This is a genomic window from Agrococcus sp. SCSIO52902 (assembly GCF_022983135.1).
GTDB classification, from domain to species: Bacteria; Actinomycetota; Actinomycetes; order Actinomycetales; family Microbacteriaceae; genus Agrococcus; species Agrococcus sediminis.
In genome coordinates, this window is sequence record NZ_CP095269.1 from 576,622 (window position 1) to 591,933 (window position 15,312).

The 15,312-nt window shown below is 73.3% G+C and carries 19 protein-coding genes; 7 read left to right on the forward strand and 12 right to left on the reverse strand.

The window, feature by feature from the left end:
• Positions 1 to 9: 9 nt before the first annotated feature.
• From MU522_RS02815 to MU522_RS02830, 4 genes are all read right to left on the reverse strand, one after another.
• Positions 10 to 1,140: a hypothetical protein gene (locus MU522_RS02815; RefSeq protein ID WP_246992320.1), complete on the reverse strand. Its 1,131-nt coding sequence runs from the start codon at positions 1,138 to 1,140 to the stop codon at positions 10 to 12.
• A gap of 69 nt (positions 1,141 to 1,209) precedes the next feature.
• Positions 1,210 to 1,596 (reverse strand): hypothetical protein, encoded by a 387-nt coding sequence (locus tag MU522_RS02820; protein WP_128189211.1) that lies wholly within the window; start codon positions 1,594 to 1,596, stop codon positions 1,210 to 1,212.
• Between the two features lie 88 nt (positions 1,597 to 1,684).
• On the reverse strand, positions 1,685 to 2,629 hold the full coding sequence (locus tag MU522_RS02825) for a hypothetical protein (protein WP_246992322.1): 945 nt from the start codon (positions 2,627 to 2,629) through the stop codon (positions 1,685 to 1,687).
• A gap of 32 nt (positions 2,630 to 2,661) precedes the next feature.
• Complete coding sequence (locus tag MU522_RS02830; protein WP_246992324.1) at positions 2,662 to 2,997, reverse strand: hypothetical protein; 336 nt, start codon at positions 2,995 to 2,997, stop codon at positions 2,662 to 2,664.
• Positions 2,998 to 3,031: 34 nt separating this feature from the next.
• Between MU522_RS02830 and MU522_RS02835 the strand changes: the two genes are divergently transcribed.
• On the forward strand, positions 3,032 to 4,000 hold the full coding sequence (locus MU522_RS02835; RefSeq protein WP_281440016.1) for an o-succinylbenzoate synthase: 969 nt from the start codon (positions 3,032 to 3,034) through the stop codon (positions 3,998 to 4,000).
• Positions 4,001 to 4,198: 198 nt separating this feature from the next.
• Positions 4,199 to 5,089 carry a DUF559 domain-containing protein gene (locus tag MU522_RS02840; RefSeq protein WP_246992326.1) on the forward strand — a complete coding sequence of 297 codons (891 nt, stop codon included), beginning with the start codon at positions 4,199 to 4,201 and terminating at the stop codon, positions 5,087 to 5,089.
• A 118-nt stretch (positions 5,090 to 5,207) separates the two neighbouring features.
• On the opposite strand, the gene ccsB is transcribed toward MU522_RS02840, so the two are convergent.
• Genes ccsB through MU522_RS02865 form a run of 5 tightly spaced genes read right to left on the reverse strand, consistent with a single transcriptional unit; the run spans position 5,208 to position 9,750 of the window.
• Positions 5,208 to 6,083 (reverse strand): c-type cytochrome biogenesis protein CcsB, encoded by an 876-nt coding sequence (ccsB, locus tag MU522_RS02845; protein ID WP_246993412.1) that lies wholly within the window; start codon positions 6,081 to 6,083, stop codon positions 5,208 to 5,210.
• Between the two features lie 47 nt (positions 6,084 to 6,130).
• Positions 6,131 to 7,750 carry a cytochrome c biogenesis protein ResB gene (locus MU522_RS02850; RefSeq protein ID WP_246992328.1) on the reverse strand — a complete coding sequence of 540 codons (1,620 nt, stop codon included), beginning with the start codon at positions 7,748 to 7,750 and terminating at the stop codon, positions 6,131 to 6,133.
• Positions 7,734 to 8,471, reverse strand: coding sequence for a cytochrome c biogenesis protein CcdA (locus MU522_RS02855; protein WP_246993414.1), 738 nt, complete (start codon positions 8,469 to 8,471; stop codon positions 7,734 to 7,736). The genes MU522_RS02850 and MU522_RS02855 overlap by 17 nt, the downstream gene beginning before the upstream one ends.
• A 47-nt stretch (positions 8,472 to 8,518) precedes the next feature.
• The gene (locus MU522_RS02860) at positions 8,519 to 9,088 is read right to left on the reverse strand and encodes a TlpA disulfide reductase family protein (RefSeq protein ID WP_246992331.1); all 570 of its coding nucleotides are present in this window, start codon (positions 9,086 to 9,088) and stop codon (positions 8,519 to 8,521) included.
• An 8-nt stretch (positions 9,089 to 9,096) separates the two neighbouring features.
• A complete protein-coding gene (locus MU522_RS02865; protein ID WP_246992333.1) occupies positions 9,097 to 9,750 on the reverse strand; it encodes a histidine phosphatase family protein in 654 nt (217 codons plus the stop codon).
• A gap of 53 nt (positions 9,751 to 9,803) precedes the next feature.
• Between MU522_RS02865 and MU522_RS02870 the strand changes: the two genes are divergently transcribed.
• Complete coding sequence (locus MU522_RS02870) at positions 9,804 to 10,106, forward strand: hypothetical protein (RefSeq protein ID WP_246992335.1); 303 nt, start codon at positions 9,804 to 9,806, stop codon at positions 10,104 to 10,106.
• A gap of 9 nt (positions 10,107 to 10,115) precedes the next feature.
• Positions 10,116 to 11,420, forward strand: a complete 1,305-nt coding sequence (gene aspS / locus MU522_RS02875) for an aspartate--tRNA(Asn) ligase (RefSeq protein WP_246992337.1) — start codon at positions 10,116 to 10,118, stop codon at positions 11,418 to 11,420.
• Here aspS and MU522_RS02880 read toward each other — a convergent pair.
• The 3 genes from MU522_RS02880 to MU522_RS13300 form a co-directional block, all read right to left on the reverse strand.
• Entirely contained in the window at positions 11,410 to 11,661 is a 252-nt protein-coding gene (locus MU522_RS02880) for a glutaredoxin family protein (RefSeq protein ID WP_246992340.1), read from the reverse strand. The genes aspS and MU522_RS02880 overlap by 11 nt on opposite strands.
• A gap of 97 nt (positions 11,662 to 11,758) precedes the next feature.
• A complete protein-coding gene (locus tag MU522_RS02885) occupies positions 11,759 to 11,857 on the reverse strand; it encodes an AURKAIP1/COX24 domain-containing protein (protein ID WP_021011861.1) in 99 nt (32 codons plus the stop codon).
• A gap of 124 nt (positions 11,858 to 11,981) precedes the next feature.
• Complete coding sequence (locus MU522_RS13300; RefSeq protein ID WP_348645602.1) at positions 11,982 to 12,674, reverse strand: metalloregulator ArsR/SmtB family transcription factor; 693 nt, start codon at positions 12,672 to 12,674, stop codon at positions 11,982 to 11,984.
• Positions 12,675 to 12,803: 129 nt separating this feature from the next.
• Here MU522_RS13300 and MU522_RS02895 point away from each other — a divergent pair, with 129 nt between their 5' ends.
• Genes MU522_RS02895 through MU522_RS02905 form a run of 3 tightly spaced genes read left to right on the forward strand, consistent with a single transcriptional unit; the run spans position 12,804 to position 15,304 of the window.
• A complete protein-coding gene (locus tag MU522_RS02895; protein WP_318655683.1) occupies positions 12,804 to 14,234 on the forward strand; it encodes a potassium transporter TrkG in 1,431 nt (476 codons plus the stop codon).
• Positions 14,227 to 14,898: a TrkA family potassium uptake protein gene (locus MU522_RS02900; RefSeq protein WP_128189196.1), complete on the forward strand. Its 672-nt coding sequence runs from the start codon at positions 14,227 to 14,229 to the stop codon at positions 14,896 to 14,898. The genes MU522_RS02895 and MU522_RS02900 overlap by 8 nt, the downstream gene beginning before the upstream one ends.
• Positions 14,891 to 15,304 (forward strand): YchJ family metal-binding protein, encoded by a 414-nt coding sequence (locus MU522_RS02905; RefSeq protein WP_225792667.1) that lies wholly within the window; start codon positions 14,891 to 14,893, stop codon positions 15,302 to 15,304. The genes MU522_RS02900 and MU522_RS02905 overlap by 8 nt, the downstream gene beginning before the upstream one ends.
• The last annotated feature ends 8 nt before the right edge of the window (positions 15,305 to 15,312 follow it).

The following is a 15,312-nucleotide window of genomic DNA, read 5'->3' on the forward strand; positions in this document are numbered from 1 at the left end:
GCTCCCGCCCTACGGGACGCACGCCTCCCAGGCCTCGACCTGCCCCGTCCCGAGGCTCGGCATGCCGCACTCCCAGTCCCCCGGATCCGCGCCGTCCGCGAAGTCGCCGCGCATGCGCACCTCGTGCCACTCGAGCTCGCCGCCTGCGTCGGTCGAGCGCGCGAGGTAGACCGACGCCTGCGTCGCATCCGCCCCCTCGAGGTACGGCTGCACCTGATGGGTCGGCACGAGCTCGCCGGGCGGGATGCCGCAGTCCTCGCGCAGCTGGCACGCGAGCCCGAACGCCATCGCGACCGGCTCGAGCCGCTCGGCGACGCCGGGCGCGACCTGCACCATCGGCGAGATCTCGACCACCGTGCGCGCGTCGCCGTCGACGCTGAACGTGACCGACTGCGTGCTCACGAAGCCGTCGTCGTGGGCGTCGGTCATGTAGAGCGCGGGGTAGAGCAGCAGCTCGCCCGACGCCGCCGGCACGCCCGCGAGCGACACGCTCGACGTTCCGGGGCCGTAGGCGTAGTTCTGCACGCGCTCCGCGAGCGAGGTCGTCACCCGCCAGCCGCCCGCCTCCCGCACCGCCTCGAGCGTGCGCGAGACGTCGGTGCGGCCGAGCACGAAGCCGACCTCGATGCGCGCCTCGTCGCCCTCGATCTGCGCGAAGCCCGCCTGCGGCTCGGTGATCCGGCCCGCTGCTGCGAGGACGGGGTCGGTGAGCAGATCGGCCGCCCCGGCGAGGCCGGGAGGCGGCACGAGCCGCGTCGCCTCCTCCGCTCGACCGTCCGCGATCGCCGTGAGGTAGGCCATCGCCGCCTCGGTCAGCCGCGCCCGGTCGCCGTCGCCCGCCGCGCGCTCCATCCCCTGCACCGCCGAGACGAGCCCGGCCCCGAGCAGCACGCCGACGAGCGTCGCGGCGAGCAGGAGGCGCCACGGGCGCCGGACCGGCTGCGGATCCGGCCGGCCCCAGGGCTCCTCGTCCTCGTCGCTCGGCGACGCCGGCTCGCGCGAGCGCTCCGGATGCGTGGCGTGCGGCGCGGCGGACGGCTCGCCGGCCGCGCCGGTCGCGGGGGCCGCATCGGCCGCCGCGGCGCTCGCCGGAGCATCCGCCTCCGGCGGCATCGCGAAGTCGGGCATCTCCGTCGGCACGCCCTCATCCTGGCGCGGTCGCGCCCGGCGCGGGTGCGCCGTGCCCGGATCGTTATCCGGATGCCCGGATCAGACCGGGGCGGAGAGCGCCGAGAGGAAGCCCCAGCCGAACCAGCTCGCCGCGGCGAAGAGCACGAGCAGGCCGAGGCCCAGCGCGGCGCCGAACACGCCGGTGCGGCGGCCGTCCGGCTTCGTCGCCGCGATGCATCCGACCACCACGCCGCTGAGGCCGAGCACCACGGCGGCGACGAGCACCGCCACGACGAGCGGCAGCTCGCCCGGGCGCGGCGCGAAGAGGTAGCTCATCTGCTGCGCGAGCGAGACGCCGTAGAGCACGACGGCGATCGCCAGGAGCCAGAGCGACAGCGCGCCGCGGCGGGCGCTGCGGCGGTCGCGGTCGCGCGGCGCGGGCTCGCGCTCGGGCGCGTCGGTCTCGTGCAGCAGGTCCTCGAGCATGCGGCGATGCTACGCGGCGCGGCGGACGCGCGCCGTCAGCCGCGCGGGCGAGCCGCCGAGCGCGGGGCGAGGGCGCGCGCCGGCGTCGTCACGGCCCGCACGGCCGGGGCTCCTCGCCCGCGAGCGCGCAGCGCATCCCCTCGAACGTCGACAGGTCGGGGCTCATGCGGCCCACGACCTCGAGCGCCGTGCCGACGTCGCCGGAGGCGATCGGCACGCGCACGGCGACCTCGCCCGCCTGCCCCGACCAGGGCACGACGATCGGGTCGGGCAGGGTCGAGGCGTTGAAGCCGGCGGGCAGATTGCACGAGCGGTCGGCGCTGCACGCCGCCGCGAAGCCGCTGCCGGTCGCGGCGAGCTGCGAGAGCGCGGCCGCGGTGAGCGTGGGCTCGAGGTCGATCGCCGACTGCGTGCGCGGGTCGCCGTCGACGTCGACGGTGCTGCCGGACATCGTCACGAGCGCCGTCTCGATCGGGGCGATCGTGTGCCTGCCGGGCAGGAGCAGCAGGCTGCGGGTCGCGAGCACGACACCGATCGCGTCGACCTGCACCGGCACCGACAGCGCCGACGAGATCGACACCGGCTCGCCGAGCGTGCGCTGCATGCGCCAGGCGCCGTCGGCGAAGACCGCCTCGATGCGGCTCAGGATCGTGCGGTCGGCGACCGCGTACGAGACGTCGACGCGCGCCGTGCCGTCGCCCAGCACGACCTCGGTGATGCGCGGGCTGCGCAGCCGGCCGTCCGCCGCGATCGAGCTCGGCTGCGCCGACGCGCGCTGCGCCGAGCCGAGCAGCGCTGCGTCGGCGGTGTCGTCGTCGCCAGCCGCGATCGCGCCGAGGTAGCCGAGCACTGCATCGCGCACCGCCTGCTCCGAGCGCGGGCCGCTCTGCGCGGCGAGCGCCTGCAGGCCCAGCGTCGCGCCGACGCCCACCAGCAGCGCCACGAGCGCGACCGCGATGTGCGAGCGGCGCACGCCGCCCTCGCGAGGCGGCTCCGCCTCGTCGGGCATGTGGAACTGCGGCGCCGACGCCATGGCCCCAAGGATGCCACCGCATCCGCGCCCCGCTACTGCAGCAGGCCCAGTGCGAAGCCGATCACCAGGAAGATCACGGGGTTCGAGATGACGAGCAGCCCGCCGGTGATCGCCGCCATCGTGATGTTGGCCGTGCCGCGCTTCGCCGCGGCGGTGATGGCGAAGGCGATCGAGAGCAGCGTGACGATGCCCCACACGGGCAGCAGCCAGATGACGAGGCCGTCGAGCTCGACGAACGCGATGCCGACCGAGACGAGGAACATCGCGCCGCACACGAGCGCCGCCACGAGCGCGAGGACGCCCCACACCGGGTTGCGGCGACGCGCACCGGTCGCGCGCGTCTCGGTCACCCAGGGCAGCTCGCTCACCCGCACAGTCTGGCAGGCGTGCGAGCATGGGCGCGTGGACCTCGCCTACGAGCGGCTCGCCGACCGCATGCACGTCGTCTCGCTGCCGCTCGTGACGCGCTTCCGCGGCGTCGACGTGCGCGAGGTCGCGCTCTTCTCGGGCGCTGCGGGATGGGGCGAGTGGAGCCCCTTCCTCGAGTACGGGTCCGAGGAGGCCGCGCGGTGGCTGCGCGCGGCGCTCGAGGACGCCGACCTGGAGCGCCCGGCCGCCGTGCGCGACCGCGTGCCCGTGAACGCGACGCTGCCCGCCGTCGCGCCCGACGCGGTCGCCGCGGTGCTCGCCCGCTACGACGGCTGCCGCACCGTGAAGGTGAAGGTGGCGGAGGCCGGCCAGGTGCTCGCCGACGACGTCGCGCGGGTGGCCGAGGTGCGCGCGCTGCTGCCGGATGCGCGGATCCGGGTCGACGCGAACGGCGGGTGGGGCGTCGACGAGGCCGAGACCGCGGTGCGCGCGCTCGAGCGCTTCGACCTCGAGTACGTCGAGCAGCCGTGCGCCACGGTGCCCGAGCTCGCCGAGCTGCGGGCCAGGCTGCACCGGCTGGCGATCCCGATCGCGGCCGACGAGTCGGTGCGGAAGGCGGAGGATCCGCTGCTCGTCGCGCGCGCCGGCGCGGCCGACGTGGTGGTCGTGAAGGCGCAGCCGCTCGGCGGCATCCGCGCCGCGCTCGCGATCGTCGCCGACGCGGGGCTGCCGGCGGTCGTCTCGAGCGCACTCGACTCGTCGGTGGGGCTGTCGATGGGGGCCGCGCTCGCGGCCGCGCTGCCCGAGCTGCCCTTCGACTGCGGCCTGGGCACGGGCGCGCTCCTCGCCGCCGACGTCGCCGAGCCGCTCGTGCCGGTCGGCGGCTCGATCCCGGCCGGCCGCGTCGCGCCCGATCCGGCGCTGCTCGCGGCGCACGCGGCGTCGCCCGAGCGCACCGCCCACTGGCGCGCGCGCCTCGCGGCCGCGCTCCCCCACCTCTGAGGCGCATCCGTCCGCCTCGCCGCCCGCGGCCGCTGACTCCCGCTCGGCCCGGCTCTGCCCCGTTCGTCAACCGGCTCCGCGAGGCTCCGGCCGGATAGTCCGGCCGGACGCGCACCTGGCCGGTCGACGAACGGGGCTCTCCACAGAGCGGATGCGCGGGGCGACGGGCCGTGCGCACGTCGCGCCATCCTCCGGCGCATGCACTTCCTCGACTGGCTCGGCGCCATGGGCGGCGTCTGCACCACGAGCGCCGCGACCGAGCACGCGACCCGCGCCGAGCTGCGCCGGCTCCGCGACAGCGGCGCGCTCTGGACGCCGCTCCGCGGCTGGGTGGCGCTCAGCGGCCTCGAGAGCGACGCGACCCGCGCGCTGCGGCTCGGCGGCGTCGTCTCGTGCGTCTCGGCGTTCCGCGCGCACGGCGTCTGGGTGCCGCACGGCGACGACGACCTGCACGTGCGGGTCAACCGCGAGACCCACAGCGAGCGGGTGGACCGCGCCGAGGGACGCGACGGGGTGCTCGTGCACCGCATGCATGCGCATCTGCTCGACCTCCGCCCCTGGGATGCGGTGGACGGGGTCGTCGCCGCGCTCGCCGTGGCCACCGGCTGCCTCTCGATCTCCGACCTCATCGCCGCTGCCGACTCCGCGCTGCAGCAGGGGAAGGTGCAGCGCTCCGACCTCGACGAGACGGCCGCCGCGCTGCCCGCACGGCGGCGAGCGGGCCTCGAGCGCGCCAGCCACCTGTCGGGCTCCGGCTCCGAGTCGACGTTCGCGGCGCTCCTGCGGCGCTGCGGCATCGCCTTCGAGCAGCAGGCGCAGCTGCTGCCCGGCGAGTTCTGCGACTTCCTGATCGGCAGGTCGCTGGTCGTGGAGATCGACTCGGTCGAGTGGCACGGCTCGCGCGCGCAGCAGGCCGTCGACCGCCGGCGGGACGCCCAGCTGACGGCGCTCGGGTACCGCGTGCTGCGCTTCACCTACGAGCAGGTGCTGTTCGACCCCGCGTACGTCGTCGACGCGGTCCTCGCGCTCGTGCGCCGCGACGTGCACGAGCGGCGGCCGTGGGCCGCGCGGCCGGTCGCGGAGGAGTAGGAAGCCACCGTTCGTCGACCCGCCAGGTGCGCGCCCGACCGGACTATCCGGTCGCCCTCACGCGGAGCCGGTTGACGAACGATGAGCCAGCACGCGTGCCGGCCAGCCGGCGAGCGGCCTACAGCCCGCTGTACGCGTGCAGGCCCTTGAAGAAGAGGTTGACGACCGTGAAGTTGAAGAGCACGGCGGCGAAGCCGACCAGCTGCAGCCAGGCCGAGCGGGAGCCCCGCCAGCCGCGCGTGGCGCGGGCGTGGATGTAGCCGGCGTAGATCACCCAGATCACGAACGTCCACACCTCCTTGGTGTCCCAGCCCCAGTAGCGGCCCCAGGCGTGCTCGGCCCAGATGGCGCCGGCGATGAGCGTGAACGTCCAGGAGATGAAGCCGATCACGCCGACGCGGTACGCGAGGTCCTCGAGGGCGACCGTCGACGGCAGCGACCGCAGGAACCCGTTGTCGCGGCGCTCCTTGATGAGCTGCAGGATGCTGAGGCCCGACCCCAGCGCGAAGAGGCCGGTGGCGAGCGTGGCGACGAAGACGTGGATGACGAGCCAGTACGACTGCAGCGCCGGCGGCAGCGGCGTGGGCGCGACGTAGAAGTTGACGGTCGCGACGCCGAGGAAGACGGTCGCGAGCCCCGAGATGAAGACGCCGAGGAAGTTGAGGTCGCGCCACACGCGCGAGAGCACGAAGACGCCGACGATCACGGCGATGCCAGTGAGCGCGAACTCGTACATGTTCGCCCACGGCACGCGGCCCGCGGAGAGCCCGCGCAGCACCGCGCCGCCGACGTGCAGCGCCCACGCGATGACGATGAGCGTGAACCCGATGCGCGCGCCGCGGCCCGGCAGCGGGGCGGATGCGACTAGCTCGGCGGGCGGGACGGGCGCGCCCGCGCCGACCAGCTCGCGCGCGGTCGCGGGTGCCGGCTTCGCGGCGGAGCGGCGCGCGACGTCGACCGCGTAGGCGACGAACGACAGCGTGTACACCGCCATCGCCGAGTAGACGAGCAGCAGCGAGTAGGCGTTGAGGTCTGCTGGGGTCACGGTTCGATCGTACTCCCGCGCTCGGCGCGACCGCCTGCGGCGGCGGGCTCGACGATGCGCCGACCCAGGTCGTCGACGGCTCGCTCGAGCGTCGGGTCCTCGCCCCGCGCGAGGCCCGCGAGCTCGAGCCCGGCCGACGTCGCCTTCACCCACATGCGGCGGCGCGGGATGAGCAGCGACGCGAGCAGCGAGACGAACAGCACGACGGTGATCCAGAAGACGGGGGTCTGTGTGTGGTCGACGTGCGATTCGATCACGCCGTAGCGCCGCACGTCCTCGAACGTGATGGAGCCGAGCCCGCCGGGGATGTCGAGCGTCTGCCCCGGCACCATCGTGAGCGCGTCGACGCCGCTGTCGCCGCCGGCGATCTGCGTCATCTCCTCGGTCTCGAGGGCATACACCGAGCGCGGGATGCCCGAGTCGAGCCCGAGGTCGCCGGTGAACGCCTGCAGCGACAGCACGGGGTTCGCGAGGTCGGGGTAGGCCGAGGCGAGCGCTCCCGTGTCCTGCACGACCGCGGTCGGGTAGAAGAAGCCGCGCAGGCCGAGCTGCTCCTCGAGCCCGTCCGGCAGCTTCATGACGCCGAGGCTCGTCATGAGGTCGTCCTGCGCGAGGAACGGCGTGTACTCGTCGTAGACGACCTGCCCCTCGCTGTCGCGCACCGAGATGCGCGGGGCGTAGCCGTTCGAGATGAGGTAGAGGTCGGCATCCGCGACGGCGAGCGGCTCGTTCACCTTGATCTGCGCCGCGCGCGCCTCGCCGCCCTCGGTCACCGACACGTGCGCCGTGAAGTCGAGCGGCGCGCCGACGGCGTTGGGGTTCTCGGTCTCGTAGACGACGTCGAGGTCGTCGAGCTGCACCGCGAACGGCGCGAGCCCCGCGTCGTCGAACCACTGCCCGGCGGTGAACGAGTCGTAGCTCGAGAGCGTGTTGGCGAAGCCGCGCCCCTCGATCACGAGCCGCTGCCCGCTGTAGCCGAAGCCCGAGCCGATGCCGATGACGACGAGCAGCGCGAGCATCGAGATGTGGAAGAGCAGGTTGCCGGTCTCGCGGAGGTAGCCGCGCTCGGCCGAGATCGAGTCGCCGTAGCGGGTCGTGCGGTAGCCGAGCCGGCGCAGCACGCGGTCGGCGCGGTCGAGGTCGGATGCGTCGCCGGGCACGGTCTGGAACCCCACGAGCCGCGACAGCCGGGCGGGGGTGCGCGGCGGCAGCGCCCGCATGGCGCGCCAGTGGTGCACGAGGCGCGGGATGACGCACCCGACGAGCGAGGTGAACAGCAGCAGGTAGATGGCCGAGAACCAGGGGCTCGAGTAGACGTCGTGCAGCGAGAGCGCGTCGTAGAGCCACACGAGCTCGGGATTGTCGGCGCGCACCTGGATGACGCCGTTGGGGTCGGAGGATCGCTGCGGCACGAGGCTGCCGGGGATCGCCGCGACCGCGAGGAGCAGCAGCAGCACGATCGCCGTGCGCATCGAGGTGAGCTGCCGCCAGAGGAACCGCCCCCAGCCGCGCGCGTCGAGCCTCGGGTCGCCAGGCTGCCGCGTCGCCTCGGCGGGCGCGTCGACGTGGTCGCCCGGCCGCAGCGGGTCGGAGCCCGACTCAGATGATCGTGACAACGGAGGCGATCCAACCCTGGAGCGATTGCATGATGGCGTTCCACGCACCGGTGACCATGAGGACGCCGATCGCGATGAGCATCGCGCCGCCCAGGATGTTGATGAGGCGGATGTGCCGGCGCAGCCACGCGACCGCGCCGCCCGCCCAGCCGAGGCCGAGCGCGACGAGCAGGAACGGGATGCCGAGCCCGAGCGCGTAGGCGAGGCCGAGCACCGCGCCCTGGGAGGCGGAGCCGGTCGTGACCGTGAGCGCGCTGATGGCGGCGAGCGTGGGGCCGGAGCACGGGGTCCAGCCGAGGGCGAAGACGATGCCGACGAGCGGCGCCGCCCACAGGCCGCCCGCGCGCACCTGCTGCGGCTTCCAGACGCGCTGGAGGAACGAGAACTGACCGACGAAGACGAGCCCGAGCACGATGAGCACGCCGCCGAGGATGCGCACGAGCAGGTCGCTGTGCTGCAGCAGGAAGGCGCTCACGGCGCCCACGATGGCGTTGCCGAGCACGAACACGAGCGCGAAGCCGGCGATGAACAGCGAGACGCCGGCGACGAGCCTGCCGCGGCTGCCGTCGCGGCCCACGAGCGAGCCGACGAGGCCGAGGTAGCCGGGCACGAGCGGCAGGATGCACGGGCTCGCGAACGAGACGAGCCCAGCGAGCAGCGCGATCGGGATCGAGACGAGCAGCTGGCCGCTCAGCACGGCGCCCGCCGGATCGAGCAGCAGCGCCGGGTCGGCGGCGGCGGCGAGCGTGCCCAGGGCGGCGGAGGCGATCACCGCTCGAGCTCCTCCTGCAGCAGTGTCGAGAGGATGCTCGTGTCGGTCACGGCGCCCGAGACGCGCGCGGCGACCCGGCCCTCGGCGTCGAGCACGAGCGTGGTCGGCACTGCGTTGGGAGCCACGATGCCGGTGAAGGCGAGCTGCCCCGACGCGGTCTCGTCGTCGAGCACCGACGGGTACTCCATGCCGAACTGCTCCTCGAACGCGGTCGCCTGCGCCGCGCCGTCGCGAGTGTTGATGCCGATGAAGTCGACGCGGTCGCCGAACTCGGCGTGCAGCTCGGCGAGCACCGGCGCCTCGACCCGGCACGGCGGGCACGCGGCGTACCAGAAGTTCACGAGCGCGACCCCGTCGAGCTCGGAGGAGTCGAACTGCCCGCCGTCGGCGAGCGCGCCGGCGAAGTCGCCCGGCGTCTGCCGCTGGTCGGGCGCGATCTCGGTGACGACGCCGTCGCCCGCGATGTAGCCGGCGTCGCCGACCTGCCCCGCCACGCCGTCGGCGCTCGAGCAGCCGACCAGCACGAGCGCCGACGCGACAGCGACCGCGGCCGCGACCTTGCGCATCCGCCCCATCACACCGCTCCCGCGTCGATCGCGTCGACCTCGGCGGCCGGCTCGGCGTAGTCGATCTCGGTGAAGCGGCCGTCGACGCGGGCGAAGCTCGTGATCGAGGAGAGCTGGCAGCGGCGCGTGCGCGGGTCGTGCCAGAGCCGCTTGCCGGCGAGCTCGAGGTGCGCCATCCAGATCGGCGACTGGTGGCTCACCATGACGATGTCGCCGTCGTCCTCCGACTCGTCGAGCTCATCCCACGCGTCCTCCATCGCGGCGACGACGCGCTGCGCGATCGCCCGGTAGGGCTCGCCCCACGAGGGACGGAAGGGGTTGCGCAGCAGCGGCCACGCCGACGGGTGGCGCAGCGCCCCGCTCGCCTCGAACGTCTTGCCCTCGAAGTCGTTCGTCGGCTCGATGATGCGGTGCTCGGTGCGGGTCTCGAGCCCGAACGCGGCCGCCCACGGCTCGGCCGACTGCTGGGCGCGCTCGAGCGGGCTCGCGGCCAGCCGCACCACGCTGCGCGCGGCCGGGCCGGTGGCGAGGTGGTCGACGGCGAGCTGCGCCATGCGCTGCCCGCGCTCCGAGAGCAGGTAGCCCGGCATGCGGCCGTAGAGCACGCGCTCGGGGTTGCGCACCTCGCCGTGGCGCACGAGATGGAGACGACGGGAGGGCATGAAGCCATCGTAGCGACGATTCCCATGATGCCCGAGCCTGGGAGGATGTCTCCGTGCCCCTCCTCGTCCCGCTCGCGATCGCGCTCGTCGCCGCCGCGGGCGCGGGCCTGCTCTGGACGTGGGCGCGCTACGTCGCGCACCGCGCGCACGGCACGCCCGTGGCGCTCGCGGTGCTCGTGCTCGCGGTCGCGGGCGTCGCCCTGCTCGTGCTCTCGGAGGCGTCGGATGCGTCAGTGCCGGCCGCCGCCGGCTGGGTCGCGCTCGGCGCCGCGGCCGTCGTGCTCGTGGCCGGCTGGGCGCTCGTCGCGACCGTCGGCGGGGAGCTCCGGCGCGGCGGCCCCGCGCGGCGTCGGTAGGATCGGCCCGTGACTCGGACTCTCATCAAGGACCTCGCATCGCTCCCCGACGGCCCCGTGCACGTGCAGGGCTGGGTCGAGAAGGTGCGCGACCAGAAGCGCGTGCAGTTCGTGATCCTGCGCGACGAGTCGGGCTCGGCGCAGCTCGTGAACCCGGTGAACGACGAGACGGCAGAGACCGCCGCGACCATCTCGGGCCTCATGCACGGCTCGTTCGTCACGGTGGCGGGCGACCTGAAGGCCGACGAGCGCGTGAAGCTCGGCGGGCTCGAGGTGAAGGTCGGCTCCCTCACGGTCGAGTCGGTCGCCAAGGACTCCCCGATCGCCGAGGACTCGTCGATCGACAAGCGCCTCGACTGGCGCTTCCTCGACCTGCGCCGCCCCGAGGCGCAGCTCATCTTCCGCGTGCAGACGACCATCGAGCACGCGATGCGCCAGAACTGGATCGACGAGGGCTTCATCGAGCTGCACACGCCGAAGCTCATGGCGACGGCCTCCGAGTCGCGCGCCGAGCTCTTCGAGGTGCCCTACTTCGAGACCACCGCGTACCTCGCGCAGTCGCCCCAGCTCTTCAAGCAGATGGCGCAGGCGGCCGGCTTCGGCAAGATCTTCGAGATCGGCCCGGCCTTCCGCGCCGACCCCTCCTTCACGAGCCGCCACGCGACCGAGTTCACGTCGATCGACTCCGAGATCTCGTGGATCGACACGCACGAGGACGTCATGCAGCTGCACGAGAGGCTGCTGGCGAAGGCGCTCGCCGCCGTCGTCGAGCGCCACGGCGCCGAGATCCAGGAGCACTTCGGCATCGAGGTGCAGGTGCCCGCCCTGCCGTTCCCGCGCATCCCCCACGCCGAGGTGAAGGCGATCGTCGAGGCCCGCGGCCACACGATCGAGCGGCAGGACGGCGACCTCGACCCGGAGGCCGAGCGGCAGATCTCGGCGCACGTCAAGGAGACGACCGGCCACGACTTCGTCTTCGTGACCGAGTACCCGTCGAGCGTGCGGCCGTTCTACCACCTGCGCCCCGAGGGCCGCGACGACGTCACCAACTCGTACGACCTCATCTACAACGGCGTCGAGATCTCGACGGGCGCGCAGCGCGAGCACCGCGTCGACGTGCTCGAGGCGCAGATCGTCGAGAAGGGCATGAACCCCGCCGAGCTCGAGGAGTACCTCGACTTCTTCCGCTACGGCGTGCCCCCGCACGGCGGCTTCGGCATGGGCCTCGCGCGCGTCGTCATGCTGCTGCTGGGCCTCGGCTCGATCCGCGAGACGACCTACCTGTTCCGCGGGCCGACGCGCCTCACGCCGTAAGGCGGGCCCGGATGCGCTCGGCCAGCTTCACGGGGTCGACGCGCCAGGAGGAGTGCGGGCGCCCGTCGATGAGCACGACGGGGATGTCCTCGCTCCAGCGCGCCTCGAGCGCGGGGTCGTCGAGGATCGACACCTCGTGCATCGTCGCGCCGGGGAAGCCGGCGACGACGCGCTCGACGACGGGCCTCGCCTCGTCGCAGAGGTGGCAGCCGGGCTTGGCGATGAAGGTGATCTCGACCATGCGCCCAGCCTAGGTCGCCCGGCGCGGCCGGCCGCGGCCCGGACATGCAGAAGCCGGGAGCCTGCTGATGCAGGTCCCGGCTCTGGATGCAACCGGCTTACTTGCGGTTGCGACGCTGGTGGCGCGTCTTGCGAAGCAGCTTGCGGTGCTTCTTCTTCGCCATGCGCTTGCGGCGCTTCTTCACCACAGAACCCATAGAGGTTCCTCACTTCCGATCGGGATTGCTCGCTGACGCTGCACGACCTCGAGGTCCGCGCAGGGAAAACGCTCTCGACATCGTACCCGAACGCGGCGAGCAGCCGCATGTCGGCCCCTCGGGGTCAGTCGAGGCGGGAGTCGTCCTGCTCGCGGGCGGCGTGGCCGTCCTCGCCGAGCGCGGCGCGGCGCTCGTCCTCCTCGCGCTTGCGCAGCTTGCCCTTGGCGTCGTCGAGGCGCTGCGACGCGCGCGACTGCATCTCGTGCAGGCGGTCCTGCACCTCGTGGATGCGGTCGCGGGCCTCCTGCACGCGGTCCTGCAGGTCGTGCATGCCCTCGGCCGCCCTCCGGCCGAGCGATGCGCCGACGGGGGCCGGGTGCTCGACGCGGTCGCTCATGCGCGCGAGCGCCTGCTCGGCGGCGACGCGCGCTTGCTCCGCCGCGAGGCGGGCCTGGTCGGCCGCCGCGCGCAGCGGCGCCGGCACCTGCACGCCCGCCCAGGCGGCGAACGCGGCGGCGCCGAGCGACGCCTCGTCCTGCTCGCCCTCGGCGAAGATGAACGGCATCAGCCAGTCGTCGATCTCGTCGAACGGCGCCAGCACGATCGCGTAGTGGCGGTGCTGGCCGTCCTCGCGCACCGTGACGAGGCCCGCGTCGCGCAGGGTGCGGAGGTGCTTCGACACCGTCGGCTGCGGCACGCCGAGCGCGTCGACGATCTGGCTCACGCTCGCCTCTCCCGTCGCCGCGCGGCGCTCGAGCAGGACGCCCAGGATGTCGCGTCGCGTGCTGTCCGCGATGACGGAGAAGATGTCGGCCATGCGCACAGCATGCCAGCGCGGCGCCAGGCGCGACAAACCACCCTCGCACGCGGCTCGCGCCCGACGGGACTACGCTTGCCCCGTCCTGCGCCGCCCTGCGGCGCTTCGATCCCGCGGAAGGCGCAGCAGGTGGCGGAGCAGCGGACGCCGGGGATGACGGCGCTCCCGAGTCGATGGCGCGACGGCCTCGAGCAGTTCGCCGGGGCGTACCCGGCGCGGTTCGCGATCATGGTCTTCGCGAGCATGAACCTGCTCTTCGCGGTGCTGCTCATGACGCCGTGGGCCACGGCCACCGGCGAGCCGACGCCGTTCGTGGATGCGTTCTTCCAGGCCGTGAGCGTCGTGTGCGTGACGGGGCTGACGGTCGTCGACATGGCCACCCACTGGAGCCCCTTCGGCAACGCGGTCGTGATGGTGGGCGTGCAGGTGGGCGGCATCGGCGTGCTGACGCTCGCCTCGATCCTTGGCCTCACCGTGGCCCGCAAGCTCGGCCTGCGCCAGCGGCTCATGGCCGCGAGCGACTCCAACCCGTCCCGCGTGCGCAAGGGGGTGGTGAAGGAGAGCCAGGCCATCCGGCTCGGCGAGGTCGGCGGACTGCTGCGCACCGTGGCGCTCTCGGTGGCCGTGTTCGAAGCGGCGCTCATCGTGCTGCTGCTGCCGCGCATCCTGCTCGAGGGCAAGCCGTTCCTCACCGCCCTCTACGAGGCGACCTACTGGTCGTTCATGTCGTTCACGAACTCGGGCTTCGTGCCCACCGTCGAGGGGCTCGAGCCGTACGCGACCGACCCGTGGTTCCTCGGCGTCATGATGGTCGGCGTCTTCATCGGCTCGCTCGGCTTCCCCGTCTACTTCGTGCTGCTGCGCCACCTGGGCGCGCCCCGCCAGTGGTCGCTCCACGTCAAGCTCACGATCTCCGTCTCGCTCATGCTCTTCTTCGCGGGCGGCCTGGCCTACCTCGTGCTCGAGTGGGGCAACGCCGACTCCTGGGGCACGGCCGACTTCGGTCAGCAGGTGCTGCACGCCTTCTTCCTGTCGACGATGGCGCGCTCGGGCGGCTTCGCCCTCGAGGACCTCGGGCTGCTGCACAACTCGAGCCTGCTCGTGACCGACATGCTCATGTTCGTCGGCGGCGGCTCCGCGTCGACCGCGGGCGGCATCAAGGTGACGACCCTCGCGATCCTCTTCCTCGCCGCGATCGCCGAGGCGCGCGGCCGCAAGTCGATGGAGGCGTTCGGCCGGCGCATCCCCTCCGACGTGCTCCGCCTGGCCGTCTCGGTCACCCTGTGGAGCGCGACCATCGTCGCGGGCGTCACGATCGTGCTGCTCGAGATCACCGGTGCGCCGCTGTCGTTCGTGCTGTTCGACGTCATCAGCGCGTTCGCCACGGTGGGGCTCTCCACGGGCTTCACGCAGCCCGGCCTCGAGGACCCGGCCAAGGTCATCCTGGCCCTGACCATGTTCGTCGGGCGCATTGGTAGTGTGACGCTCGCCGCGGCGCTGGCGGCGAGCCAGACCACGCAGCTGTTCACTCGCCCCGAGGAGAGGCCGATCGTTGGTTGACAGGATCCCGCACGACGCCCCGGTGCTCGTCATCGGGCTCGGCCGCTTCGGCGCCGCCACCGCAGGGCAGCTCGCGCGCCTCGACCGCGAGGTGCTCGCGATCGACGACGACATCAACCTCGTGCAGAAGTGGTCGGAGCGGCTCACGCACACGGTGCAGGCCGACGCCCGCTCGATCGACGCGCTCAAGCAGGTCGGCGCGGGCGACTTCTCGATCGCGGTGTGCGCGGTGGGCTCCTCGATCGAGGCGTCGGTGCTCATCGTCGCCAACCTCGTCGACCTCGGCGTGCCGCAGATCTGGGCGAAGGCGATCAGCCAGTCGCACGGCAAGATCCTCAGCCGCATCGGCGCGAACCACGTCATCTACCCCGAGGCCGAGGCCGGCGAGCGCGTCGCGCACCTCGTGTCGGGGCGGATGCTCGACTACATCCAGTTCGACGACCAGTTCGCGATCGTGAAGATGTACCCGCCGAAGCACATCCGCGGCGTCACGCTCGCCGAGTCGCGCATCCGCTCGAAGTACCACCTGACCGTGGTGGGCGTGAAGAGCCCGGGCGGCGAGTTCACCTACGCGACCCCCGAGACGATCGTCTCGAACCACGACCTCATCATCGTGTCGGGCAACCAGAACGACATCGAGCGGTTCGCGGGCCTGAGTGCCTGAGCGGGCCGAGCGCGCGGCCGTGCCCGACGACGCCCGGCGCTGCCCCTGCGGCACGGGGCTCACCTTCGGCGAGTGCTGCGGGCCCGTGCTGAGCGGCGAGCGCGAGGCCGCCACCGCCGAGGCGCTCATGCGCTCCCGCTTCACGGCCTTCGCCGTCGGCGACGTCGACTGGCTGCTCGCGTCGTGGCACTCCTCGACGCGCCCGCGCTCCCTCGAGCTCGACCCGGGCATCCGCTGGCTGCGGCTCGACGTGCTCGGCACGTCGGGCGGAGGCCCGTTCGACCGCGAGGGCACGGTGACGTTCGAGTCGCACTGGACGGCCGAGGGCGCGCGCGGCTCGATGCGCGAGCTCAGCCGCTTCCGCCGCGACCGCGGCTGGCAGTACGTCGACGGCGACCAGGTCTAGCGCGTGGC

What these genes read in the sequence shown, in the direction of transcription:
- MU522_RS02820 (WP_128189211.1), bottom strand. Translation starts at nt 1,596, where the DNA reads ATGCTCGAGGACCTGCTGCACGAGACCGACGCGCCCGAGCGCGAGCCC.
- MU522_RS02825 (WP_246992322.1), bottom strand. Translation starts at nt 2,629, where the DNA reads ATGGCGTCGGCGCCGCAGTTCCACATGCCCGACGAGGCGGAGCCGCCT.
- MU522_RS02840 (WP_246992326.1), top strand. Translation starts at nt 4,199, where the DNA reads ATGCACTTCCTCGACTGGCTCGGCGCCATGGGCGGCGTCTGCACCACG.
- ccsB (WP_246993412.1), bottom strand. Translation starts at nt 6,083, where the DNA reads ATGGCGGTGTACACGCTGTCGTTCGTCGCCTACGCGGTCGACGTCGCG.
- MU522_RS02860 (WP_246992331.1), bottom strand. Translation starts at nt 9,088, where the DNA reads ATGCGCAAGGTCGCGGCCGCGGTCGCTGTCGCGTCGGCGCTCGTGCTG.
- MU522_RS02865 (WP_246992333.1), bottom strand. Translation starts at nt 9,750, where the DNA reads ATGCCCTCCCGTCGTCTCCATCTCGTGCGCCACGGCGAGGTGCGCAAC.
- MU522_RS02880 (WP_246992340.1), bottom strand. Translation starts at nt 11,661, where the DNA reads ATGGTCGAGATCACCTTCATCGCCAAGCCCGGCTGCCACCTCTGCGAC.
- MU522_RS02885 (WP_021011861.1), bottom strand. Translation starts at nt 11,857, where the DNA reads ATGGGTTCTGTGGTGAAGAAGCGCCGCAAGCGCATGGCGAAGAAGAAG.
- MU522_RS13300 (WP_348645602.1), bottom strand. Translation starts at nt 12,674, where the DNA reads ATGGCCGACATCTTCTCCGTCATCGCGGACAGCACGCGACGCGACATC.